Annotated in this window: 19 protein-coding genes and 2 pseudogenes; 10 read left to right on the forward strand and 11 right to left on the reverse strand. The window is 31.7% G+C overall.

What is annotated here, in order from left to right; translation table 11 throughout:
* The first annotated feature begins 71 nt into the window (after nt 1-71).
* Nucleotides 72-371 (forward strand): hypothetical protein, encoded by a 300-nt coding sequence (locus tag NYQ10_RS11740; RefSeq protein ID WP_223705319.1) that lies wholly within the window; start codon nt 72-74, stop codon nt 369-371.
* Nucleotides 372-457: 86 nt separating this feature from the next.
* Here the strand turns inward: NYQ10_RS11740 and uvrA are convergent, their stop codons facing one another.
* Nucleotides 458-3,253: an excinuclease ABC subunit UvrA gene (uvrA, locus tag NYQ10_RS11745; RefSeq protein ID WP_289876516.1), complete on the reverse strand. Its 2,796-nt coding sequence runs from the start codon at nt 3,251-3,253 to the stop codon at nt 458-460.
* A 424-nt stretch (nt 3,254-3,677) separates the two neighbouring features.
* Here uvrA and NYQ10_RS11750 point away from each other — a divergent pair, with 424 nt between their 5' ends.
* The 3 genes from NYQ10_RS11750 (at nt 3,678) to NYQ10_RS11760 (ending at nt 6,096) form a co-directional block, all read left to right on the forward strand.
* Entirely contained in the window at nt 3,678-4,262 is a 585-nt protein-coding gene (locus NYQ10_RS11750; protein ID WP_289876518.1) for an RNA polymerase sigma factor, read from the forward strand.
* Between the two features lie 50 nt (nt 4,263-4,312).
* The gene (locus NYQ10_RS11755; protein ID WP_289876519.1) at nt 4,313-4,456 is read left to right on the forward strand and encodes a hypothetical protein; all 144 of its coding nucleotides are present in this window, start codon (nt 4,313-4,315) and stop codon (nt 4,454-4,456) included.
* Between the two features lie 575 nt (nt 4,457-5,031).
* Complete coding sequence (locus NYQ10_RS11760; protein WP_289876520.1) at nt 5,032-6,096, forward strand: tetratricopeptide repeat protein; 1,065 nt, start codon at nt 5,032-5,034, stop codon at nt 6,094-6,096.
* 36 nt (nt 6,097-6,132) lie between these two features.
* On the opposite strand, the gene NYQ10_RS11765 is transcribed toward NYQ10_RS11760, so the two are convergent.
* A complete protein-coding gene (locus NYQ10_RS11765; protein WP_289876521.1) occupies nt 6,133-6,813 on the reverse strand; it encodes an endonuclease III domain-containing protein in 681 nt (226 codons plus the stop codon).
* Between the two features lie 180 nt (nt 6,814-6,993).
* Between NYQ10_RS11765 and bcp the strand changes: the two genes are divergently transcribed.
* Nucleotides 6,994-7,446, forward strand: a complete 453-nt coding sequence (bcp, locus tag NYQ10_RS11770; RefSeq protein ID WP_289876522.1) for a thioredoxin-dependent thiol peroxidase — start codon at nt 6,994-6,996, stop codon at nt 7,444-7,446.
* Between the two features lie 308 nt (nt 7,447-7,754).
* On the opposite strand, the gene NYQ10_RS11775 is transcribed toward bcp, so the two are convergent.
* Nucleotides 7,755-9,215, reverse strand: coding sequence for a TonB-dependent receptor (locus tag NYQ10_RS11775; RefSeq protein ID WP_289876524.1), 1,461 nt, complete (start codon nt 9,213-9,215; stop codon nt 7,755-7,757).
* A gap of 89 nt (nt 9,216-9,304) precedes the next feature.
* On the opposite strand from NYQ10_RS11775, the gene NYQ10_RS11780 reads away from it, so the two are divergent.
* From NYQ10_RS11780 to NYQ10_RS11790, 3 genes are read left to right on the forward strand one after another with little or no spacing between them, the layout of a single operon-like run.
* Nucleotides 9,305-10,069 carry an MBL fold metallo-hydrolase gene (locus tag NYQ10_RS11780; protein WP_289876525.1) on the forward strand — a complete coding sequence of 255 codons (765 nt, stop codon included), beginning with the start codon at nt 9,305-9,307 and terminating at the stop codon, nt 10,067-10,069.
* Between the two features lie 12 nt (nt 10,070-10,081).
* On the forward strand, nt 10,082-10,585 hold the full coding sequence (locus NYQ10_RS11785; RefSeq protein WP_184164321.1) for a hypothetical protein: 504 nt from the start codon (nt 10,082-10,084) through the stop codon (nt 10,583-10,585).
* A gap of 46 nt (nt 10,586-10,631) precedes the next feature.
* Nucleotides 10,632-11,057: a hypothetical protein gene (locus tag NYQ10_RS11790; RefSeq protein WP_289876526.1), complete on the forward strand. Its 426-nt coding sequence runs from the start codon at nt 10,632-10,634 to the stop codon at nt 11,055-11,057.
* A gap of 107 nt (nt 11,058-11,164) precedes the next feature.
* Here NYQ10_RS11790 and NYQ10_RS11795 read toward each other — a convergent pair whose 3' ends face one another.
* From NYQ10_RS11795 to NYQ10_RS11810, 4 genes are all read right to left on the reverse strand, one after another.
* Nucleotides 11,165-11,809 (reverse strand): alpha/beta hydrolase, encoded by a 645-nt coding sequence (locus NYQ10_RS11795; protein ID WP_289876527.1) that lies wholly within the window; start codon nt 11,807-11,809, stop codon nt 11,165-11,167.
* 80 nt (nt 11,810-11,889) lie between these two features.
* Nucleotides 11,890-12,216 (reverse strand): hypothetical protein, encoded by a 327-nt coding sequence (locus NYQ10_RS11800; RefSeq protein WP_289876528.1) that lies wholly within the window; start codon nt 12,214-12,216, stop codon nt 11,890-11,892.
* A gap of 4 nt (nt 12,217-12,220) precedes the next feature.
* Nucleotides 12,221-13,471, reverse strand: a complete 1,251-nt coding sequence (locus NYQ10_RS11805) for a dihydroorotase (RefSeq protein ID WP_289876529.1) — start codon at nt 13,469-13,471, stop codon at nt 12,221-12,223.
* Between the two features lie 156 nt (nt 13,472-13,627).
* Complete coding sequence (locus NYQ10_RS11810) at nt 13,628-15,556, reverse strand: vWA domain-containing protein (protein WP_289876530.1); 1,929 nt, start codon at nt 15,554-15,556, stop codon at nt 13,628-13,630.
* Between the two features lie 232 nt (nt 15,557-15,788).
* Between NYQ10_RS11810 and NYQ10_RS11815 the strand changes: the two genes are divergently transcribed.
* The gene (locus NYQ10_RS11815) at nt 15,789-16,901 is read left to right on the forward strand and encodes a lactonase family protein (protein WP_289876531.1); all 1,113 of its coding nucleotides are present in this window, start codon (nt 15,789-15,791) and stop codon (nt 16,899-16,901) included.
* Between the two features lie 120 nt (nt 16,902-17,021).
* Here the strand turns inward: NYQ10_RS11815 and NYQ10_RS11820 are convergent, their stop codons facing one another.
* From NYQ10_RS11820 to NYQ10_RS11835, 4 genes and pseudogenes are all read right to left on the reverse strand, one after another.
* A complete protein-coding gene (locus NYQ10_RS11820) occupies nt 17,022-18,374 on the reverse strand; it encodes a DEAD/DEAH box helicase (RefSeq protein WP_289876532.1) in 1,353 nt (450 codons plus the stop codon).
* Between the two features lie 201 nt (nt 18,375-18,575).
* A complete protein-coding gene (locus tag NYQ10_RS11825) occupies nt 18,576-19,340 on the reverse strand; it encodes a TIGR02757 family protein (protein ID WP_289876533.1) in 765 nt (254 codons plus the stop codon).
* Nucleotides 19,341-19,458: 118 nt separating this feature from the next.
* A pseudogene (locus NYQ10_RS11830) lies at nt 19,459-19,908 on the reverse strand (ABC transporter ATP-binding protein); the annotation flags it as partial.
* Between the two features lie 210 nt (nt 19,909-20,118).
* Nucleotides 20,119-20,337: pseudogene (locus NYQ10_RS11835) on the reverse strand (ATP-binding cassette domain-containing protein); the annotation flags it as partial.
* Nucleotides 20,338-20,623: 286 nt separating this feature from the next.
* On the opposite strand from NYQ10_RS11835, the gene NYQ10_RS11840 reads away from it, so the two are divergent.
* Nucleotides 20,624-20,911 (forward strand): hypothetical protein, encoded by a 288-nt coding sequence (locus NYQ10_RS11840; protein ID WP_276174372.1) that lies wholly within the window; start codon nt 20,624-20,626, stop codon nt 20,909-20,911.
* Nucleotides 20,912-20,949: the final 38 nt, after the last annotated feature.

The following is a 20,949-nucleotide window of genomic DNA, read 5'->3' on the forward strand; positions in this document are numbered from 1 at the left end:
TTAGAAATGGGTATTTTTGCAAGAAATTACAAATGAAAGTGTAATTTAGAATTAATTGTAGAGTAATAATTATGAAGGACAATCATCTTAGCCATGAACAAAGCATGCAGGTATTTTCCAATATGATCTCAAACAAAGTTCATAAGGGGTTTACGCTGGAAGAAAGAAATGATAAGTTGCTTTTTGCAGTTTTATCTAAAGGAGGGAAAGTGGTTAACCACAGTTTAAATTTCATGATTTTTTGTTTAACTCTCGGTTTGTGGTCGTTCGCATGGCTATATTTAACTTTTGAGGCTTCAAAACAGAAAAAGATTTTAGTAGCTATTGATGAAGACGGTTTTCCATTTGAAGAAAGATGTCTCGTAGCTTAAATAATGAAGAATAAAATAATAAAAGCCATAAATACAAACTAATCAATTGTATTTATGGCTTAATTATTTTTAGAAAGAAAGAAAATTTATAATTTATCCTTTAAATAAATTCCAGTTACTGAGTCTTTTACTTTTACAATATCTTCTGGAGTTCCAGAAGCCAGTAAATAACCCCCATTTTCACCACCTTCAGGTCCAAGATCCAGAATCCAATCGGCACATTTTATTAAATCAAGATTATGCTCGATAACAATAATAGAATGCCCTTTTTCGATTAAAGCGTCAAAAGAAGCTAAAAGCTTTTTAATATCATGAAAATGAAGTCCCGTTGTTGGTTCGTCGAATACAAATAAAGCTTTTTCTTTTGTTGCGCCTTTTACTAGAAAAGAAGCCAATTTAATACGTTGTGCTTCGCCTCCAGAAAGGGTAGAAGAAGATTGACCTAATTGCACATAACCAAGACCAACATCTTGAAGAGGCTGTAATTTTTGTGTAATTTTTGATTGTTTGTTTTTTTCGAAAAAAGCAATCGAATCATCAATTGTCATTGTTAGAATGTCGTTGATGTTTTTATTATCAAAAGTAACTTCTAAAATTTCTTTTTTAAATCGTTTTCCTCCACAAGTTTCACAAGGTAATGAAACATCTGCCATAAAGACCATTTCGACGTTTATAGAGCCTTCTCCTTTACAAGTTTCACATCTGCCTCCGTCGACATTAAAAGAGAAATGTTTGGCTTGATAGCCTCTTATTTTCGATAATTTTTCTTTGGCATATAAATCACGAATGTCATCGTAAGCTTTTATGTAAGTTACAGGATTCGATCTAGAACTTCTTCCAATCGGATTTTGGTCTACATACTCGATATGTTTGATTTGAGAAAACGAACCTTTTAGCTCTGTAAACTGTCCCGCTTTTTCAGAGGCACTTTCCAGCTTTTTCTGCATTGCAGGAAATAAAATTTTCTTAATTAAGGTACTTTTTCCACTTCCTGATACACCTGTAACAACGGTTAAAACATCTAAAGGAAAAGTAACATCAATATTTTTTAAGTTGTTTTCGCGTGCGCCAACAATATCAATATGATTTTTGAATTTTCTTCTTTTCTTCGGGACAGTAATTTCTAAATCACCATTTAAATATTTAGCTGTTAATGAATCAGATTTTAAAATTTCATCATAAGTTCCCTGAGCGACTAGTTTTCCTCCAAAAGTTCCAGCTTCAGGACCGATATCAATAATCATATCAGCAGCTTTCATGATGTCTTCATCGTGTTCAACTACAATAACGGTATTTCCTAAATCGCGAAGAGAAAGCAAAACTTTGATCAATCTTTCAGAATCTTTCGGATGCAAACCAATACTTGGCTCATCTAAAATGTACATAGAGCCAACCAAACTGCTTCCTAAAGAAGTTGCAAGATTAATACGCTGCGATTCTCCTCCGGAAAGTGTAGCAGAATTTCTATTCAAAGTAAGATAATCTAGGCCAACTTCGGTTAAAAATGACAAACGATTATTAATTTCAACCATTAAACGTTTTGCGATTTGCTTTTCGTAAACGTTCAATTCAATATTTTTAAAGAATGTAACTAAATGTTTAATCGGTAAATCGACTAAATCTGAAACAGTTTTTCCGTTGATTTTTACGTATGAAGCCTCTTCGCGAAGACGTTTGCCTTTACAGACGTGACATTTAGTTTTTCCGCGATAGCGCGATAACATTACACGATTTTGAATCTTATAATTTTTTTCTTCTAATTCTCTAAAGAAATCATTTAAACCCTGAAAATATTGATTTCCAGTCCAAATTAAATCTTTTTGTTCTTCAGTTAATTGAAAATATGGTTTGTGAATTGGAAAATCAAACTTATAAGCATGTTTAACAAATTCATCTTTATACCAACTCATACTCTCGCCACGCCAAGGATAAATAGCGCTTTCGAAAATAGATAATGAAGTATTCGGAACCACGAGATCTGCATCAATTCCGATTATATTTCCGTAACCTTCGCAAACAGGGCAAGCTCCGTAAGGATTATTGAAGCTGAATAAATGGACATTTGGTTCTAAAAAGGTGATTCCGTCGAGTTCAAATTTATTAGAATACGAAAATCTTTTTTCGCCATTCAGTTCTTGTAAAAAAGCAATTCCTTTTCCTTCAAAAAAAGCAGTTTGAACAGCGTCGGCAAGACGATTGTAGAATTCTTCTTCCTCTTTTACAACAATACGATCTATAATCAATAAAATATCTTTATTATCAAATTGATGTAAATCTGAAGCATTAAATTCATCTAAACGAACCATTTCGTTATCGACCAAAATACGCGCAAATCCTTGTTGCAATAGTACTTTCAGTTTGTCTTCTAGCTGTCTTCCTTCTTCTAAATGAATAGGAGCAAGCAGCAACCATTTGCTGTCTATTTCTAGAGTTTTTACATCAGAAATAACATCTGTTACCGTATTTTTTTTAACCTCTTGTCCAGAAATTGGCGAGTAAGTGCGCCCAATTCTAGCGAATAAAAGTTTAATGTAATCGTAAATTTCGGTAGAAGTTCCAACAGTTGAACGTGCATTTGTTGTATTAACTTTTTGCTCAATTGCAATTGCCGGAGCAATACCCTTTATGTATTCTACTTTTGGTTTGTCTAAACGACCTAAAAACTGACGAGCATAAGAAGACAAACTCTCTACATAACGTCGTTGCCCTTCGGCATATAAAGTATCAAAAGCTAAACTCGATTTTCCAGATCCCGAAAGACCTGTTATAACAACAAGTTTGTTTCGAGGAATAACCACATCTACATTTTTTAAATTATGTACTTGTGCTCCTTTTATTATAATATTTGATTTTGGGTCTATTTTAGAAAGATCAATTTGCATAAAAAAGTCAATTTTTACAAAAGTAATCAATTTCAAGGAGGATTTTGTTATGGATTTAGTTCCAAATAATAACTATTTTATTCTGGAAAATAATTATATAGACTTAATCAAATGCCGAAATTAAAGGAAAAAACGCCACTATTTTATGATTTAATTTTATTAGAATAAATTTAATAACAGAGTTAATTTTAAGAATTTTATGAATGTTTTTGGGGCTTTTGTATGTAAAGTTTAAGTTTATTTTAGATTATTAAATATTTTTAGCACAATTATTACTGAATTAATTTGGTTTTTAAAATAAATATTTGTTAAATTTGGCCAGAACATTATTATAACTCATAAAAAAGAAAAGCCTATTTAAGAAAACTACTTTTTAGAAAATTTACTCCAAATTTTTAAACACAAACTAAAAAAAGTAGTTATTATGGCTGATCTGCATACTCCAGACGCTCTATTGGTTAAAAATTATGTTGAAGGCAATGAGGCGGCCCTTGCAACATTAATAAAAAGGCATGAATCTAAGATATATGGTTTTATATATTCTAAGATTGCCGATAGAGATATTTCAAATGATATTTTTCAAGATACTTTTATTAAAGTAATCAAAACTTTAAAAAGCAATTCTTATAACGAAGAAGGTAAATTTTTGCCTTGGGTTATGCGTATTTCTCATAACTTAATCGTAGATCATTTTAGAAAAACTAAAAAAATGCCTATGTATAGAGAAACAGAAGAATTTTCTATTTTCTCTATAATGTCTGACGATTCACTAACAATTGAAGGCAAAATGATTGTAGATCAAGTAGAAGTTGATTTGAAAAAGTTAGTAGAAGAGCTTCCAGAAGATCAAAAAGAGGTTTTAGTAATGCGTATGTATCAAGATATGAGCTTTAAAGAAATCTCTGAAATTACAGGCGTAAGTATCAATACTGCATTGGGAAGAATGCGTTACGCTCTTATGAATTTGAGAAAAATAATTGATAAACATCAAATTATTTTAACCAACTAATACTATTTTGATAATAAGCTCGTTATACTAATATAAATCATTTTGAAAGTATGGCGAAAATTTACTCAAAAAAAGCATTAGCTTCTAAAGATCTTAAACCTAAAAAAGAAGTTGTTTCTTTTATTTTAAACTATTCTCAAGCTTTAACTGTAGTTAAGGTTGAAGATAAAAGTTTCGAGATCATAGCTAATTAAACCACTCACTATTTAAGTCGGAGGTTTATTAAAAATATAGCCAAATGGTCGTTTTGGCTGACATACTCACTATTTGTATTCGTACTAATAGTGAGTTTTTTTGTTTATAATTTTAGAATTGTCTTTTTACATTTTTCAGCTAAAAAAAATGTTTTTCTCTAGATAATTTTTTTATAAGTTTTTTATGCTATTTTTTCTAAGTTTTGTTAAAATTTAATAATTAGATTCGATTTTGTGTGTTTATTTAGTTTTTAATTTTATTTTAGTTAAAAACTAATCTATTATTCATTAAAAAAGCTATTAAATCCTTTTTTCTTTAATTAGCTATTTTTTAAAGAGTATGATTTGAATAACCAATGAATTAATAATTAAATACTTAACCAAAACCAGATTATTTATGATGAAAAATTACCCTCCGCTGTTAAGTTGATCTTTATTTGATTTTACGCAGAAAATATTTAAACCAGCAGATATTTATGTGTCTATTAATTTCAGTATAATTTAAAGTTACTATCTGGAATTGATGCCTCAAAAACAAAAAGAAATCATTTAATCAACCAAAACTTAACCGCAAAATGAAAGAGAACATTAGAATGCTATCATGCTTGTTTATGATTAGTATGGGTGCTTTTGCCCAAAAAGAACAAATCAAGGAAGCACAATCTTTGTATGATAAAGGAAAAAGCCAGGAATCTTTGGCGATTTTAAAGAAAGCAGAATATCTAATCCTTAATGCTTCCGATGAAGACAAATCAGACTATTATTTCTTAAAAGGAAATGTTTATAAAGATCTTGCTACAAAAGATATAGATGCTGTCAATAATTTTACATTAGCATCTCAGGCTTATCAAGATGTTTTTTTATATGAAAATGAGTCTGGAAAATACAAATCTACCGTAAAAGCAAATATGGCTTTAAAAGACATGAAAGGTAGTTTGGTAAACGGTGCGATGGCAGATTTTAAAGCAGGTCGATTTAAAGAAAGTGCTGAGAAAAGTTATAAAGTGTATTTATTTGACAAAAAAGACACTTTAAATTTATACAACGCTGCGTCTTCATCTATTAATGCAAAAGATTACAATTCCGCAGTTATGTATTACGAACTTTTAAAGAAAATTAATTATTCAGGAAAAGGAGTTTTATATTTCGCAAGCAACAAAAAAACTAAAGAAGAAGATAGATTTACTTCTCCAAAAGCTAGAGAATCGGCTATTCAGCAAGGACTTTATGATAAACCAAGAACAGAAACGGTTCCTTCAAAAAAGATTGAAGTTATAAGTAATTTAGCTTATTCTTATATGGAGAAAAAAGATTATCTAAAAGCAGAGTCAACTTATAATTCGGTTTTAGAGTTAAATCCTAATTACATCGATGCTTATATTAATTTAGCTTATCTTAAATTGCAGATAAAGAGAGATATAGCAGATGAAATTTCAACTTTAGGAACGACTCCTTCAGAAATGAAAAAGTACGATAAATTGAATGCTCAAAAAGACGATGTAACAAGAAGTGCGATTCCGTATCTTAAAAAAGTTTTGACACTTGAACCTAAAAACGAAGATGCAACAAAAACATTATTAGGTGTTTATAGATCTTTAGATATGACTACTGAATATAATGCGTTAAAAGCATCAAGATAATTTTCAAAATATAAATCAAAAAAAATAAGGCGCAAATTACTTTTGCGCCTTATTTTTTGAAATCACAGAAGCTTTTTCCATTTCTTCAATAATTGATTTTTTTCCAATTGTTTTGGTAATAATATCTTTTTCAAGACTCCAACCGCGAGCAGGCGAATATTCTCTTCCGTACCAAATAATCTGGAGATGCAAATCATTCCATAAATCTCTAGGAAATAATCTCTTAGCATCTTTTTCGGTTTGAGCAACATTTTTGCCATTCGATAAATTCCATCTATACATTAATCTGTGAATATGCGTGTCAACGGGAAAAGCAGGAACTCCAAAAGCTTGCGACATTACAACGCTTGCTGTTTTATGTCCAACGGCAGGTAAAGCTTCGAGCGCTTCAAAACTCTGCGGAACTTCTCCATTATATTTTTCAATCAAAATTTCAGATAAACCATAAATTCCTTTCGATTTCATTGGCGATAAACCGCAAGGACGAATAATTTCTTTAATTTCTTCCACAGACATTTTCACCATGTCGTACGGATTATCGGCTTTTGCAAACAGCAAAGGAGTGATTTGGTTCACGCGAACATCAGTACATTGAGCAGAAAGTAAAACGGCAATTAATAAAGTATAAGGATCTTTATGATCTAATGGAACAGGTATAGTAGGGTAGAGTTCTTTTAAAGTATCAATAACAAATTGTACACGAGCTTCTTTATTCATTTTTGTTTTTTTAATCCCGTAAAAATAGTATAATTTTGATGATGTGCCTAATCCAGCTTTCCGTTTTAACTCCTCATTATGCTAGTAACATTTTTAAATACAAAAAATGTAAACTATCATAATTCCGGGGTTTTCACTGCAATCTGGGGCAAAAAATAATAATTAACAATTTATAGAGATATGACAACATTAAAAGTAGGAGATAAAGCGCCAAATTTTTCAGGAACAGATCAAGACGGAAAAACACATAAACTAGCAGATTACGCAGGAAAAAAGCTAGTTGTTTTCTTTTATCCAAAAGCAAGCACGCCAGGTTGTACAGCCGAAGCATGTGATTTAAGAGATAATTTCGAACGTTTTAAAGCCAATAATTACGAACTTTTAGGAGTAAGTGCAGACAGTGCAAAAGCACAATCTAAATTTAAAGACAAATACGAATTTCCTTTTCCGTTACTTGCCGACGAAGATAAGTCAGTTATCAATGCGTTTGGAGTTTGGGGACCAAAAAAGTTTATGGGAAAAGAATACGACGGAATCCATAGAACAACTTTCGTAATCGACGAAAAAGGAATTATCGAAGAGGTAATCGAAAAAGTAAAAACAAAAGAACACGCTTCGCAGATTTTGAAATAGCTTGTTTTTGTTTCAAGTTTCCTGTTGGGACTTAGTTTTAACGCAAAGTTCGCTAAGTTTTTTCGCAAAGCTCGCAAAGTTTTACAATTTCAATTAAAGTTTTTTTAAGTTCTCAAAGTTTATAAGTATTGATTATACTACTTTGAGGACTTAAAAAAACTTTTAACAAAGCTTTATGTAATTTCTCTGCGAGCTTTGCGAAAAAACTTAGCGAACTTTGCGTTAAAAAAACACTCAGTTCAAAACCTGAAACCTGAAACTAGGAAAACTTGAAACAAAAAAAAAGTCCCAATAAAGGGACTTTTTTATTACGTATTTTGTTCTAATTCTTTCTGCGGATGATATCCAAAAAGATGATGTTCTTTTATAATTTCTGGAATTCCAGGAGGAAGCATTGGTTCCCATCCTGTTTTACCTTGATTAATCATTTTTAAAACTTCTCTAGAGAATACTTCTAGAATATTTGGATCATAGTCTTCAATATCGACTACTTTTCCGTTGAATTTAAAGAATTTGTACAATTCTTTCATTCTAGGATGAACCTTCAAATTGTTAGAATTCATCAAACTTCCATCTTCATCTAACATCGGATACAAGAAAACCTTCATGTCGCGATAGAATAATTTTCCGAAAGCTTCCAGAATTCCACCACTTAAATGACGGTAATATTTCTCGTCAAAAATATCAACAAGGTTGTTTACACCCATTGCTAATCCCATGCGGGCTTTGGTATAATTGGCGAAATATTCAACTACTTTATAATATTCTTGGAAATTAGAAATCATAACAGTTTGGCCAAGAGAACAAAGTAATTCGGCTCTGTCCATAAAATCGCGTTCATCGATTTCTCCATCAGAGCGTAAATTCGAAAGAGTGATTTCGAAAATAACTAATGTGTTGCTTTTTTCAACCTTATTTTCATTGAGAAACATTTTTAGTGATTTCTCATACATATCCATATTTACTTTTGTAACTGGGCGAAAACTTCCTCTTAATGCTAAAAGGTTCTTTTTGTATAAAATCGCAGCAGGTAAAATATTTTTTCCTTCTGGATTAAACATTACGGCATCAGTCATTCCGTTTTTAACCAATTGTAAACTCATCAAACGGTTGTCAACGTCAGCAAAACGAGGTCCCGAAAAGTTAATGGTGTCGATCTCTAATTGATCTTTGTCTAAGTGATCGTATAAATAACGAAGTAATCGTTTTGGATCGTTGTATTTGTAAAAAGCACCGTAAATTAAGTTTACACCTAAAATTCCAAGTGTTTCTTGTTGTAATCTTGCGTCGGTTTCTTTAAAACGAATGTGAAGGATAATTTCGTTGTAAGCTTCGTCTGGTTCAATTTGGTATCTAATTCCAACCCAACCGTGACCTTTAAATTGTTTTGCAAAATCTATCGTGGCGACAGTATTGGCATAACTAAAGAAAAGTTTTGTAGGGTGTTTTTCACGACTTAAACGCTCCTCGATAATTTGCCCTTCGTGGGTAAGCATTTTTTTTAATCGCTCTTCGGTAACATATCTTCCGTCATTTTCAGAACCGTAAACGGCATCGCTAAAATCTTTATCGTAAGCAGACATTGCTTTAGCTATTGTTCCCGATGAACCTCCGGATCTGAAAAAGTGTCTAACAGTCTCTTGTCCAGCACCAATTTCAGCAAATGTTCCGTAAATATTCTCGTTTAAATTAATGCGTAACGCTTTGTCTTTTATAGAAGGAATCTGTTCGATGACCTTGTCACCTTTGAGTTTTATTTCTGTACCCATTTTGTTTTAAATAGATTTGTTACAAAGTTAGTAAATTAGCAGTCTAATGAAAGAGAAATAATCTATTTTTGTAAAAAAATTAAGTTCAATTGAAGGTTTATTTTTTAGGTACAGGTACTTCACAAGGCATTCCGATAATCGGAATCGATCATCCAGTTTGTAAAAGCACTGATGCTAAGGACAAAAGGCTTCGCGTTTCGATCTGGATTACGTGGGAAGATCATTCATTTGTAATCGATTGCGGTCCCGATTTTAGGCAGCAAATGCTTTCCTGCGGATGCCGAAAATTAGATGCAATTCTGTTTACGCATGAACACGCAGATCATACAGCAGGATTAGACGATATTCGCCCTTTTAATTTTAGGCAAGGTGAAATTCCAATTTACGGACATCAACGAGTTTTAGATAATCTAAGGCGTCGTTTTGACTATGTTTTTGAAACGGTAAATAAATATCCTGGTGCACCAAGTGTTAAGACAATAGAAGTGCAAAATAATATATCTTTTGCTGTTGGAGATAAAACCGCAATTCCAATAAATGTTATGCATGGTGAATTACAGGTTTTTGGCTACCGCATAGACGATTTTGCTTATTTGACAGATGTAAAAACAATTGATCCGATTGAAACTGAGAAACTGAAAGGTTTAAAAGTTTTGGTTGTAAATGCTTTGCGCGTAGAACCACACGATACCCATTTTAATCTGCAAGAAGCACTTGATTTTATAAATCTTGTTAAACCTGAGAAAGCTTATTTAACTCATATCAGCCATGTTTTAGGTTTTCATGAAGAAGTACAAAAGCAACTTCCAGAAAATGTTTTTTTGGCTTACGATAATTTAGAAATTACCATTTAATTATACCACACAATGAAAAAATCCTTAATGCTTTATCTTTTTATTTTAGCAATTTTAATGAACGTGTTTACGTACGCATTTTATAGCGGAGAAGTAAAATTTGCTCAGAATAGATACGATAAAACAACTAAGAAGCTGAGAGATAGCATTAATCTAGTAAAAACACAATTAGCCGAAGCTGATTATTTTTCTCTAGAACATAATGAAAACGCGCAAAATTACTTTGATAATAGCGCTTCTGGAGGAAAAGTTATTTTATATGAAAAACTGATTCCGGTTGTAACAGAAAAGTTGCTAGATTTTAATTCAGATCCAAAAGGAAATCCGTACACAGGTCAAGATCAAATCGGACCGACAAAATTTGTTATTAATAAAGTGAAAATTTTAAACCATAGATGGATTATTGCAGATTACAGCAATGGAGAATTGTGGGGAGAAGTCTTGTTAAAATACTTTGTTGATAACGATGATAATATTACCTTTGAAGTAAATCAAACTTGGTTATATCAAAAATAGGATTTTTTAAATCCTATTTTTTTTGACCTTTAAATAAATTAGGATTATGAAAAAGATGTTTTTGTTGTTAATGCTTGTTAGTGTGTTTTCTTGTGCTAAAAAGGTTTCTCAGGAAAAAGTTGTTGCAAAAGAGCCACAGAAAGAAAAAGTTGTAGTAGGAGCAGATGCTGATTCTCATGGATGTAAAGCTTCTGCAGGATATACTTGGTCAATTTTAAAAAAGGAATGTATTAGAATTTTCGAAAATAGTACAAAACTAAATCATGCTGAAGACGGAAAAACATATACAACAGTCTCGTATGTTATTTTTGACGGAAATAAAGCAGAACTTTTTCTAGACACTCAAAAAGAATCCATTATTTTAGAAAGAAAATCAGAAGGCGATTCTTGGGTTAATGGCGATTGGCAATTAATTCCTTGGAAAGGTTATGTTTTGAAGAAAAACGGAAAGATTATTTATACAGGAGAATAAAGTTTTCAGTTGCGGTGACAGTTTATAGTTTAGAACTTTGTCAAAGTTTGAAACTTTGACAAAGTTTTTTTTCGTTCGAGACTGAAAACTGAAACTGTGACTGAAAACTACAAAGCTAGCCAATTCTTAAAATCAAAGAAATTCTGCGGAGCAACTCCGTGTCCAACAGGATATTCTTTGTAAGTAACTGGAATATTTAGTTTTTCTAAAATGGCAGGAGTTTTTCTAGCCCATTTAATTGGAATAACTTGATCTACAGTTCCGTGAGAAGCGAAGAATTTTAAGTTTTTAAAATCATTATTTTCAAAACCTTCTTTGATAATTTCTTCGTTGAAATAGCCGCTCATTGCCACAACTCTTTGAATTTTTTCTGGATATGAAAGTGCAGTTGCATAACTCAAAATAGATCCTTGACTGAATCCGATTAAAGTGACATTATTTGCGTCAATTGGGTATTTTGCAACTAATTCGTCAATAAAATTGGCAATCATATCTCTAGATGTTTTTGCCTGTTCGTTATCAGAAAACTTATTTTGATCTGCATCAAAATTAATCGCGTACCAAGCGTAAGCGCCATATTGCAAATCATAAGGAGCTCTTGCAGAGATGATATAATAATTATCAGGAAGTTCTGAGGCAAAAGAGAATAAATCTTCTTCATTGCTTCCGTATCCGTGCAGTAAAAGCAATAACGGATTTTTATCTAAAATTACTTTTGGTTCTCTTATTTTATATTCTAATGATAGATTCATTTTTTGATTGTTAATTGTAAGTTGTGAATTGTAAATTTTCAACTTTGTCAAAGTTATTGGGATTTCAAAATTGAATTTTCCTAACCTATAGATTTAAACCATTTCTGAAATAATTCTCCAACTAAAGGAATTGGTTTCATTTGACCTTGAATAGCATTAAAAATACCGAAAGTCCAAAGAATTGAAATACAAATCCACATTGGGAAAGTAATAAAAAAGCTGTCGAAATTGCTTATAATGGCTCCCAAAGAAATAAAAGTTAACGATAAACCTAAAGCCTGACGGATATGAAAAGAAGCAAAACTATTCTTGTTCTCCGAATTCATAGACATTGCAATCAAAACACCAATAATTAAAATGTAACTGGTTATTGCAATTGGTTTTCCTTCTTCAATTGTATTCTTCATTTTATTATTTTGTAACAAGTTGATTTTGATTGTAAATTCCGTAAACTGAACCTTTAAGATCAGTTCCTAAAAATGCAGAATTTTTAGATTTTGAAAGAATATTTTCTTTCTCAAAAGTTGATTTATGCTCAGTTGTAAAAAGTGTCAAATTAGCTTTTGCGCCTTCTTCGATTGTAGAATTTTCAAGACCGAAAATAGTTCTTGCTGCAGTTAATTTTGCTACAATAGTTTCTACTGGTAAAACCGTCATTAATGCTCCAAAAGCACTTTCTAAACCAATAGTTCCGTTTTTGGCTGTATCAAATTCCATTTTTTTGAATTCGATGTCAATCGGATTATGATCTGAAGTAATCATATCGATTGTGCCGTCAGCAACTCCGTTTAAAAGAGCTTGCCTGTCAACTTCTGTGCGTAATGGCGGCGTAACTTTAAAACGAGTATCAAATCCGTCTAGTTTTTCATCTGTTAAAACCAAATGATGAACAGATGCGCTACAAGTTACGTGTAAGCCTTTTAATTTTGCTTCTCTAATTAATTCAACTGATTTTGCTGTAGAGATTGTCGGAATATGAAGTTTTCCGCCTGTATATTCTAATAAAAACAAGTTTCTTGAAATTTGAAGTTCTTCAGCTAAATTTGGAATTCCTTTCAAACCTAATCTTGTAGAAACAATTCCTTCGTTAGCAACTCCATTTCCTTTTATGTTTGGATCTTGAGAATATGCAATTACCAAACCATCAAAATCTTGTACATATTGTAAAGCGATTTTTAAAATATTCGCGTTGTCTATGCTTTTATTATAATCTCCAAAAGCTACTGCACCAGAATTTTTCATATCAAAAAGTTCTGCCATATCTTTTCCTTCGCTGGCTTTTGTTAAAGCTCCAATTGGGAAAATTTCTGTTGCAAAACCATTGGCTTTATTTTTTACAAAGTTTACTTGAGACTGATTGTCAATAATTGGTAGTGAATTTGGTTGTAAAGCAATTGCTGTAAAACCGCTTTTTGCTGCAACATTTAATCCGTTTGCAATGGTTTCTCTGTCTTCATAACCTGGCTCTCCAAGAGAAACGCTGCTGTCAAACCAACCTTGAGAAACGTGAAGATCATCGAATCTTACAACTTCTGCATCGTCGTTTGGAAGAGAAACGCCTATTTTTTCTATTAAACCATCTGCAATTAAAAGATCAACGGTCTGATTGTGAAACGGACTTTTTGAGTCGATAATTTTGGCGCTTTTGATGATTATTTTCATATTTTGGATATTTATTTTATTAAAACATTAAATGTTTTTATTTTCTACGATTAAGAAATTAAGTTAATAAAGTGAAGAACTTAATTTTCTAAACATTAAAAAATTAAGTTCACAAAGCAAAAACTTAATAATCTTAATGTCTTAATGGTAAAAAAATCATTTCACAAATTTTATAATTGCCATTTCTAATGCTAAAAATAACAGTGCAAAGATAACAAACCATTTCCAAATTTGGCTGTCAGTTCGCTCAGTTTGTAGCGTATTAAAAATGGTCGAAATCGTATCGGCAGTTTTGAAATCTGAAACTACATTGGTGTTTACTTGACTCAAATCGCTTTCGGTTCTTTTGTAATTAAAACTGATATTTTCTACCCATTCTTTTTTATCGAAAATACCGTAATTGCCAGCCGTTTCCGGAAAATCGTTAAAGGTTAATTTGACTTTATTGTTTAAAATCTGTTGAATCGGAATAAACGAATCTTCATTTCCTTTTACTTCTAAAATTGCATCTTTTGTCAATAAAACATCTACAAAATAGGGCTGGTTATTTCCAATTGTTAATGCATTTACGCCAGTTTTTTGATTGTATTGTCCGATTTTGTAAAACAACGGAACAATTAAAGGAGATTGTTGAAAATTAGAATTTGAACTGTTTATCGGCGCCGTAAAAAGTGTAATTCCAGAAATCTGATTTTGAATCGCAGTAACAAAAGAAGTTTGATCTTCAAACGAAAGTACTGCAGGATAAGAGCTAGAAACAGCAAATGAACTATTTACTTTTGGATACTGAAAATTCGTGATTTTGTTTTCAAAAACTCCCGAAAATAGTGGATGATCGAAATTAATTTTGGTAATTAATTTACCGGTATTTTCTAGATTTCCGAATTGAATTTTTCCAAAATTGCTTAATAAAGCATTTAGGTTTGAAACGGAACTTTTTTCAGAAGGAATTACAACCAAATTTCCGCCTTTAGAAACAAAAGCTTTCAAAGTCGTTTGCAGCGCTTGCGGAATTTCAATTAATTCGTTTAAAATAATCGTGTTTTGTTTTTCTAAACTATTGTAATCTAAAGAGCTGATGGAATAATTATGATAATTAAATTCGCCAGAAGTATAAATTCGAGACAAGAAATTGCTCTTTTCGGGTTCGCCAATACTAATTACGTTAGTTTTTTTGTTTTTAGAAATACTGAAAAACAATTTGTTGTCATAAGTCAAACCATTGTCTTCAATTGTTACATATCCATGAAAAGCTTCTTTCGGAATCGTAAAATTGATTTTCTTTTTCTTCGCGTCAAAATTCACAATTGTTTTGGCAATCAGTTTGTTTTGATTGTATAAAGCTGTCGAAACTGGTTTGAAATCTTCGCTATAAGCAGATAAATTGATTCCGATTTCATAAAAATTTTCCAAAGTTTGATTGATGTAAACGCTGTCAATAGAAACGTTGTTTTTTTGTTCAGCTTCTGGAATGATGAAATATGGTTTTTCTTCAAAATCTATATTTGCAATATCTTTTTGTTTTAAACCAACAGCATCTGTAATAATTACAATATCTTTTTTATGTGCCGATTTATGCGCTTTGATTTTGGCTGAAATAGCTGAAAGATCGAATGAAGTGGCGCTGTATTTTAAATTCTGTAAAGCGCTTTTGGAAGATTTAATATCGGTATTCCAAAAATTTTCTGTGTTTGTTAATAAAGAAAATTGAGTGTTTTCTGGAGTGTTTTCAAGCAATTCCTGAACTGCTCTTTTTAATAATTCACCTTTTTTTCCTTTTGCTTGCATGCTAAACGAATTGTCTAAAACAATATACATTTCATTTGACGCATTTTTGCTGTCTTTTGCCTCAAAAAAAGGTTGCGCAAAGGCTAAAATTATAAAAGTTAGGAGTAATAAACGAGTCGCTAACAAAAGTCTTTTTTTGATTTTGGAGCTTTTACGAGTCTGAATGGCAAGTTCTTTTAAGAAACGAACATTGGTAAAATAGGAAGTTTTAAAACGTCTTAATTGAAATAAGTGAACCAAAATTGGAACGATCAATAAAAACAGAAAGTATAGAATTTCGGGATGTTTAAAATGCATTCTGGCTTCGATTTACTTCACTACGTTTTGTTTTTCGCGAAGATGCTCGTCAAAAATACGAATTTTTAGTTGAACCATATAAGTTCAACTAAGAGATTATAAGCGAAAAATCTAAAAAGAACTTATATGACTTATATATTGATAAACTCTTTTTTAAATGTAATTTTTCTTGTTTTAATTGTAATCTGCAAAAGATATTATTCCTTATTTTAGCTGATTCAAAAAACAAACTATGAAAAAAATATATGTCGTATTATTTTCAGCTTTATCATTGACCGCGGTAAAAGCTCAAAATAAATTCAATTTATTAGTCGGAACCTATACAAATACTTGTCAAAGCAACGGAATTTACGTTTACGAATTTGATGCTTCTTCGGGAGATTTTAAGTTGAAGAATTCTTCAGAAAATGTAGTTAGTCCGAGTTATTTGTCGGTTTCTGCAGATAATAAATTTGTTTATGCTGTAAATGAAAACGGAAATCAAAGTGCTGTAAGTGCTTTTGGATACGATTCGGCTTCAGGAAAATTAAAGTTTTTAAACACAAATGATGCGTTAGGAGCAGATCCTTGTCATTTAATTAATGACGATAAAAATGTAATAGTTGCTAATTATTCAGGAGGAAATATTGTCGTTTTTAAGAAAAAAGCAGACGGAAGTATTACAGAAGTTCAGCAATTAATTCAGCACGAAGGAAAAGGGCCGAATGCAGCGCGTCAGGAAAAAGCGCACGTACATATGGTTGTTTTTTCTCCAGATAAAAAATTCGTTTTGTCTAATGATTTAGGTTTGGATAAAATATTTATTTATAAATATAATCCAGATTCTAAAAATGAAATCCTGACATTAAAAGGAACTGTCGATGTGAAATCGGCGAGTGGACCAAGACATTTGACTTTTAGTAAAGATGGTAAATTTGTGTATTTAGTTCAAGAACTAGATGGAACTTTGACCACTTTAAGTTACGATAAAACAGGAAACTTAAAAGTAATTGCAGAAACAAGTATTTTACCAAAAGGTTTTACAGGCGGAACAGGCGCAGCAGCAATTAAAATTTCGCCAGACGGAAACTTTTTATACGTTTCTGACCGTGTAGATGCCAATGCAATATCAGTTTATAAAATTCTTAAAGATGGAAAAATCGAATTGGTAGAACAGCAAAGCACTTTAGGAAAAGGTCCAAGAGATTTTGCCATTGATCCAACTGGAAATTACCTTTTAGTAGGTCATCAATATACTAATGATATAGTTATTTTTAAAAGAAATAAAACAACAGGAAAAATCGAAGATACTGGAAAAAGAATCGAATTGTGTTCGCCAGTTGGATTGGTTTTTACGAAAATATAGTTTTTAAGGTTAAAAGTAACAAAGGCTCAAAGGTGCAGAGGTTTAGAATTCTGTACTTTTGAGCCTTTTTTATTCTCTGTCGCTTTGTTCCTTTGAACCTTTGTTCCTTAAAAAAAAGACCTATTTATTCCCGTCTTTTCTCTTCTTATCTCTGGTCTTCAACATATTTCTGTTAACAGAACCATGTGTTTTCTTTTTTGTTTTTGAAGGTCCACCTAAATTGACTTTCTGGTTCTTTTTAGATTTCTCATGAAAAGCTCCATCACCATCAAGTTTTACTTTTTTCATTAAAAACTTTCTTGGTAATTTGTCTTTCTCAGGTTCGATTAATTTTTCTGAAATTTCAACTTCTTCAGGGAAATCAGCAATTTTTAGTTCCTGATTCATTAAAACTTCAGTTTCGATTTTGAATTCTTCTTCACGAGGAGTCACAAAACTAATTGCAGTTCCTGTTGCATCTGCACGACCTGTACGACCAATTCTGTGCATATAAAGTTCTGGCATTTCTGGAAGTTCAAAGTTGATGACGTGAGAAATATTCGAAATATCCAAACCTCTCGCCATAACGTCTGTAGTAATCAAACCTCGAAGATTTCCTTCTTGAAATTCAGCCATCGTAGTCAAACGATAATTTTGAGATTTATTCGAGTGAATAACTCCAAACTGACCTTCAAATAATTCTTCAATACGCGTATGAAGCATATCTGAAATCTTTTTATTATTCACAAAAATCAAAACACGTTCGATGCTTTCGTCAGTTTCTAATAAATGTTTTAAAAGATTTACTTTAGTATTAAAGTTGGGAACATTATATGTAATCTGAGTGATTTTTTCTAACGGAGTTCCAGAAGCTGCCAAAGTTACTTCTTCAGGAAAATCAAAATAATCATTTAAGATAGTATCTACTTCATCAGTCATTGTTGCTGAGAATAGAATATTTTGACGTTTTGGTTTCATCATTGCCAAAAGCGCTGTCAATTGCGGTCGGAAACCTAAATTCAGCATTTCATCAAACTCGTCGATAACTAATTTTTGAGTTTCATCAAAACGAACAACAGCATCCAAAGCCAAATCCATTGTTCTTCCAGGAGTTCCAACCAAAATATCAACACCTTCGTAAACAGCTTTTTTCTGTGTATTGATGTTTACACCACCGTAAATTCCTAAAGTTTTAACCGACATATATTTAGTCAATTTTTCAACTTCGTCTACAACTTGAACAACTAATTCGCGGGTTGGAACCAGAATTACGATTTTTGGTGTATTAGTATTTGTAAATTTATATAATTTAAGAAGTGGCAATAAATAAGCAAATGTTTTACCAGTTCCTGTTTGAGCAATTCCCATCATATCACGTCCAGAAGTAATCACAGAAAATGATTTTTCCTGAATTGGAGTTGGTGTAGTAAATCCTAAATCGTCGATTGCTTTTTGTACCGATTTTGGAAGATTAAATTTTTCGAAAGTGCTCATTTGCTTTAAATTTTGTGCAAATGTACGTTAAATTCGTGGTTTTTTTGTTGATTTTATAATTTAAGATGCCCATTTGTCACTCTGAGCGATCCGAAACTTCGGGAGAAGAGCACTTGCCAATTGGGGCGTGGGCTTCTCCCGAAGTTTCGGATCGCTCAGCCTGACAGCATAAAATGCAAATAAAATCTATAATTTAAAAATTTAAAACCCTTCAAAAACACCTAATCCAAACAAAGCAAAATCATATTTTACAGGATCTTTCGGATCCATTTCTCTTAATTTTGTATCTAATTCTAGCAAAGCTTTTGCATCGTTTTGCTTTCGCGAAAGGATTTCAAGTTTTCGAGCAACATTTCCAGAATGAACATCAAGCGGACATGAAAGAACAGAAGGTGAAATGCTTTTCCAAATTCCTAAATCGACTCCTTTTGCATCTTGTCGAACCATCCATCGCAGGTACATGTTGATTCTTTTTGCCGCAGAATTATTTAAAGGATCTGAAATATGTTTTTGAGTTCTAGCTAAATGATCTGTTTCAAAAAATATTTTTTTGAATTCGCTAATGCTTTTCTGCAAACTGTCTTTTTCTTGATTTTTAGCAAAGACATTTTCTAATCCGTTGTGTTTTTGGTAGATATTTTTTAAGCCTTTAATAAAGCCTGCAAAATCATGTCCGTTGAAAGTTCTATGAACAAACGTTTCCAGTCTGGCTAAATCTTCGTCAGAATGTGACATGACAAAATCGTATGGCGCATTGCCCATTAATTCCATCATTCTGTGCGAATTCTTAATAATCATTTTACGGTTTCCCCAAGCAATAGAAGCACTTAGAAAACCAGCAATTTCGATGTCTTCTTTTTGAGTAAAAAGATGCGGAATCTGAACGGGATCACTTTCTATAAAATCCTGATTGTTATATTGAATGACTTTCTCATCTAGAAAATCTTTAAGTTCTGATTTATTCATATTACAATGAAATGTTCTTATTTATTCAACTTTCCTAGCCCTGATGGGAGCGGCATCCTTTTGTGGCGGGGTTCGCCATAAAAGATATAGCGGACAGCAGGAATAGCTCCTGATTACTCTAATTACTAATCTGTCCGTCAACCATAACCAATTTTCTGTCTGCCATGTTGGCTAATTCTTCATTGTGTGTTACAATAACAAATGTCTGTCCGAATTCGTCACGAAGCTGAAAAAATAATTGGTGCAGATTTTCCGCCGAATGCGTATCTAAATTTCCAGAAGGTTCATCTGCAAAAATAACATCCGGTTTGTTAATTAAAGCCCTTGCGACCGCTACACGCTGTTGTTCTCCACCAGAAAGTTCACTTGGTTTATGATTAATTCTATGAGAAAGTCCAAGATAAGTAAGCAATTTTATGGCTTCTTTTTCTGTTTCAGATGGTTTTTTACCCGCAATATGAGCGGGAATACAAACATTTTCTAAAGCTGTAAACTCAGGTAAAAGCTGGTGAAACTGAAAAATGAACCCTAAATTTAAATTTCTAAAATCGGATAGCACTTTGTCTTGTTTGCTTTTCTTTTTGAAATAACCATTATAGTAAAAAAGCATTGTAAGAATTGGTAAAAAAAGCGATATGCTTGCGACTAATCTAAGCGTTTCATCAAATATTTTTGTTCTAAAAAACACCAAGTAAATGGCTAGTAATATTATATAAAGAGAACCAGTCCAAGTAACAATCTTAAAGATTTTTTCTTGTTTTGAGCTGTTCTTTTGAATGTTTTGCAGTTCAAGAATATTTTTACCATTAATGGTTAAAGAAGAATCTTGATTATGATCTGGTTTGTCTAGAGTTCCTAAAATCTGTAATAAAGTTGTTTTTCCAGCACCCGAAGCACCAACGATAGAAACAATTTCGCCTTTTTTAATATGTAAATCAACTCCTTTTAAAACTTCTAGTTTATCGTAAAACTTATGTATGTTTTTTGCGTGTATCATGTAGTGAAACTGTTTTTACAAAGAAACGAAGATTATAGTCAATATCAAATTACAAAATTTAAATTCCAAATTCCAAGAGAACTTTGTCAAAGGTTTAAACTTTGACAAAGTTGTAGAAAATCTAAAATCTAAAATCTAAAATCTAAAATCTAAAATCTAAAATCTAAAATCTAAAATCAGCAATCGGCATATTTATTGGTATGGGAATTTAGAAATTAAATTGGAAAAATAAATAATTATAATTAGATGATTATTTTTAATTTCGATAAACTAAAATAAATGTAAGATGCAGGATTTGAATATTGTAGAAGATGATGATAAGCTATCAAAACTAATTATAGGATTGGTTTTGGATGGAATTGGAATGATTTCTTTTTCGATTCCGCTTCTTGGTGAGTTTTCAGATGTGATCTGGGCGCCAATTGCAGCTTTTTTAATGACGAGAATGTATAAGGGAAGAGTAGGAAAGGTGGCTAGTGCTTTAACTTTTATTGAAGAAATACTGCCTTTTACAGATATAATTCCGTCATTTACTTTGACGTGGATTTATACTTATTTCTTTCAGAAAAAATAAAATCAGAAAAAATAAAAAAGGACGGTTTTTGAGCCGCC

This window comes from Flavobacterium johnsoniae (assembly GCF_030388325.1).
GTDB lineage: Bacteria > Bacteroidota > Bacteroidia > Flavobacteriales > Flavobacteriaceae > Flavobacterium > Flavobacterium johnsoniae_C.